This window comes from Rhodopirellula sp. JB055 (assembly GCF_043100905.1).
In the GTDB taxonomy this organism is placed as follows: Bacteria; Planctomycetota; Planctomycetia; order Pirellulales; family Pirellulaceae; genus Rhodopirellula.
In genome coordinates, this window is sequence record NZ_JBICHO010000368.1 from 1 (window position 1) to 3,680 (window position 3,680).

Consider the following 3,680-nt stretch of genomic DNA (forward strand, 5'->3'; position numbering starts at 1 on the left):
TGCGGACGCGGATGTTTTTGCGGACCGCTGAATTCTTGTGGCAGGAAGGTCACACGGTTCATGCGACCGCCGACGAAGCGGTGGAAGAAACCGAGCGGATGATCGACGTCTATGCCGACTTTGCCGAAAACTGGATGGCCATGCCGGTGATCGTCGGCAGCAAGACTCCGTTGGAACGCTTTCCCGGCGCAGTCGAGACGCTGTCCATCGAAGCGATGATGCAAGACCGCAAGGCACTGCAGGCGGGCACGAGTCACTTCCTGGGGCAGAACTTTTCGAAGGCTCAAGACATCAAATTCCAGAGTGAGTCCGGCGATATCGAATTCGCTTGGACAACCTCCTGGGGAGTCAGCACTCGTTTGCTCGGCGCGTTGATCATGACGCACAGCGATGACGATGGTTTGGTCTTGCCACCTCGTTTGGCGCCGGTTCACGTCGTGATCCAGCCGATCTACAAAAACGATTCGCGTGCGGAGGTGATGGAATACGTTCAATCGCTTCGCGACGAGTTGGCGGCCCAAAGTTACGCGGGGACTCCCGTTCGCGTGACGATCGACGATCGCGACATCCGTGGCGGTGAAAAGAAGTGGTACCACGTCAAACGCGGCGTCCCCATTCGATTGGAAGTCGGACCCAAGGACATCGCCGCTGGAACGGTCTTCTGTGGCATTCGTAATCAACCGAAAAGCGTTGGCATCGAACGTTCCGAATTGGTGGCCACAATCGGTGAAAAGCTGGCAACGTTGCAGCAAGAACTGTTTGACGCAGCGTTGAAACTGCGCGAAGACAACACTGTCGAACTCAAGTCCGAAGCAGAGTTTCGCGAGTTCTTTACTGACAAAGGCGATACCACGATCACCGGTGGATTTGCTTGGTGTCACTTCGCCGACGAGGACGCGTTGCAGCCTTTGCTCAAAGAGCTGAAAGTGACGATTCGGTGTGTGCCATGTGCTGATAACGATGTCAAAGGCACATGCTTCTTGACTGGGCAACCGGCCGCACAGCGAGCTGTTTTCGCGAAGGCTTATTGAACGTTTCGGCGGGAAGACGCGAGCCCACGTTACCGGTCACGAACCGGACGCTATCGCGTCCCGGAGGCTCAGTCAAACAGGCTGCTAGCAGCAGAACGTTTTCGGGCGGGCCGATTGATGGACCTTCGCAATCCAGAAAATGGATCAGGCGGTTGCGTTTGGATTGCTGGTCTTTTTGCGTGTTCGTCGACGAGTCACGAAGTCCATCGCTAGCAAGACCAAGCCGCAAGCCGTTGCCGCGCCCATCAATCCGGCCGGTAGAGATCCGATCCGGACGTACAGGCTGACTCTTTCGTCGCGTCGGGGTTTCGCTTCGATCACGCCGCTGACCCCTTTGGGAAGTCGCTCGATGACTCGTCCGGCGGAATCAATCCACGCCGTCGGGCCGCCATTGGCAGCCGACAGCACCGGGCGTCGGCAGCCAACCGCCACCAGTTGCGCGCACCGCAGGTGGTGATCCACCACGGCAGAATCGCGAAACCAAACGTCATTGGTCAGCGTCAGCAGAGCGTCTGGCAGTTTGGGGTTGGGACGTGAATTCAGTTCGTGCATGTGGTTGATCGGGATCCGCTCGACGGCGGTCTCGATGCACAGGTTCGGCATCAACGAGATTCCGTCCAAATCAAAACGTTCCGGTTGCGTGCCGCGGTCCAGTCCCAATCCCGGTGGCATTTGATCGCGAATCCAAGGCAAGCTATGCACCAAGGGGATGGTTTCGCCGAAGAGCACCAGATGGTTCTTCGAGTATTTGCCTGCCATCTTGCCCGCGGGGTCAACCCACACGACCCCACTGTATTGACGAGGTTGGTTGTCGTACTGAACCAACCCGCATCCGCCGATGATGGAAGGCGGGGCATCGATCGGAACGTTGGAGTTGGCGGCCATTGCCATTTGCAAATTGCTTGCGCGATCCAAAAATCCGGTCTGATTGTGTTGCACTGCAAAGCGAAGTTGCTCAGGGGCCAGTGGTGGCAACGAAGGGTCTTGCATGAAGTCGGGAACAACGAGATCCGGTCCGGTTGTCATCCAAGGCATGCCACCCGAGAACATCGACTCGGGCCAAACAACCGCCGCCACCTCGGAAGGTGAGTTCGCGACCGCATCCACGGCCATTTCAGCGTAGGCGGCGAAGATCGCACGTTCACGCTCGAGGTCTTGCTGATAGACGGTGTGCTGATTGCCGCCCAGCAACACGATCGTTTTGTTGATCGGTTCGGTGGCCATGTTCATGGTGTTGACGCCATAGACAAGCGTCGCAAGCAGCAGGCCTCCAGCGATGACCAATGAATTCCAGGGCGAATGCGAGTGAAGCGAATCGCGAACGACCCAGCGATTCATCGCGTCGAACATGGCCACGTTGACGCACACGACCACAAAGCTGACAGCGTAGGTGCCGCCCAAATCTGCGATCTGAATCAGCATGGGCATCTCGGCCAACGCATGGCCGAGCATCAACACCGAGATGCCGGTGAACAGATAGTTTCGGATCCATTCCAAACCCACCCAGATCACCGCAGCCACGACGCAAGAAGGGATGCCACCTCGCCAGCCCGTTTGGGCCGAGGGGGAGAGATGCCATCGCCGCAACAGTGCGATAAACAGAAGCGGGTAGACCGCCAGGTAAGCCGACAATGCCATCCAAGGCAGGAACATCAACGGGTGCGCGTGCCGGAGTCCTTGTAGGCTGATCAGCCAATAGGCAAGCGAGGCCACGTACAGCGAACGTTTCCATGGCGAACGGGGATCAACATCAACAATCGCCAGCAGCGGGACCAACGCCACCAAGACCAGCGGGCCCAACCCGATGGGTGGACCGGACATCCAGAGGATCGCCGCGTGGGCAAAAGACGCTGCCAGCAGCCACCGCGTCGAAGCGGGAACCGTGGGCACTGGGGTGGCAAGGTCCGATGGCGAGGCATCGGCGTCAGAATTGAATTCGCTCAACGGAAGGGGCTCACGTTCGCGGGCAGGTTGTTTGCCCCGTGAAATACCAGCCCGCGAGCGGGCCGGCAACCCGTTTCATTCTTGCGTGGCCGACATCAGGCCTTGGCGGCGCCTGGCCAGAACCGTTTCCAGCGGCTTTCGTTGCCCGCTTGGCCTTCCGGTCCTTCTCCCTCTTCGGAAGGTGCTCCGGCGTCAACGTGTGTCAATCGATGAGCAACGTCCCGGAAAGCCTGGGTCAAGGCTGCCTTCGGGGCTTGCGAGATCAACGGCACACCGTTGTTGCGGACTTCGACCATCGTGCGATAGTCATTGGGAAGCAACGCGAAGATGTCACGGCCAAGTGTTTCCTTGGCCTTTTTCAAGCTGATCTGTCCCGCGTCCAAACCGGCTCGGTTGACGATGATTTCAACCCGATCGGCCAGCCCTTCGGTTTCTTCAAAGCTCATCATCAGCCGCACAACATTTCGAAGTCACGGCAAGTCCAACTGGGTGACCAGCAAGACCTTCGACGCGGTTTCGATCGCGATCATGTCGAGCGCGTTGTAGGTTTTGGACAGGTCCACGATCAGGTGCGTGAACGACGCTTTCAACAACCCGATGACCTTGCGAAGGCTTTCCGCATCGATCGCTTCGAGATCGTGCAGTTCGACCGGGCGGGGCAGCAAGTACAGACCGCTGGAGTGTTTGGTCAGTGACTTTTTAAGC

General features: G+C 58.2%; 3 protein-coding genes and 1 pseudogene. 1 reads left to right on the forward strand and 3 read right to left on the reverse strand.

From position 1 onward, the window contains the following. Positions 1 to 1,031, forward strand: a 1,031-nt coding sequence (locus tag ACF8AM_RS14725; RefSeq protein WP_392556363.1) for a His/Gly/Thr/Pro-type tRNA ligase C-terminal domain-containing protein, incomplete at its 5' end; no start/stop codon positions are given. A 144-nt stretch (positions 1,032 to 1,175) separates the two neighbouring features. On the opposite strand, the gene lnt is transcribed toward ACF8AM_RS14725, so the two are convergent. The 3 genes and pseudogenes from lnt to ACF8AM_RS14740 form a co-directional block, all read right to left on the reverse strand. Next, positions 1,176 to 2,975 (reverse strand): apolipoprotein N-acyltransferase, encoded by a 1,800-nt coding sequence (gene lnt / locus ACF8AM_RS14730; RefSeq protein WP_392556364.1) that lies wholly within the window; start codon positions 2,973 to 2,975, stop codon positions 1,176 to 1,178. Between the two features lie 95 nt (positions 2,976 to 3,070). Continuing rightward, complete coding sequence (locus ACF8AM_RS14735; protein WP_392556365.1) at positions 3,071 to 3,424, reverse strand: hypothetical protein; 354 nt, start codon at positions 3,422 to 3,424, stop codon at positions 3,071 to 3,073. Between the two features lie 21 nt (positions 3,425 to 3,445). Continuing rightward, positions 3,446 to 3,680 (reverse strand): annotated as a pseudogene (locus tag ACF8AM_RS14740) (pilus assembly protein CpaE); the annotation flags it as partial.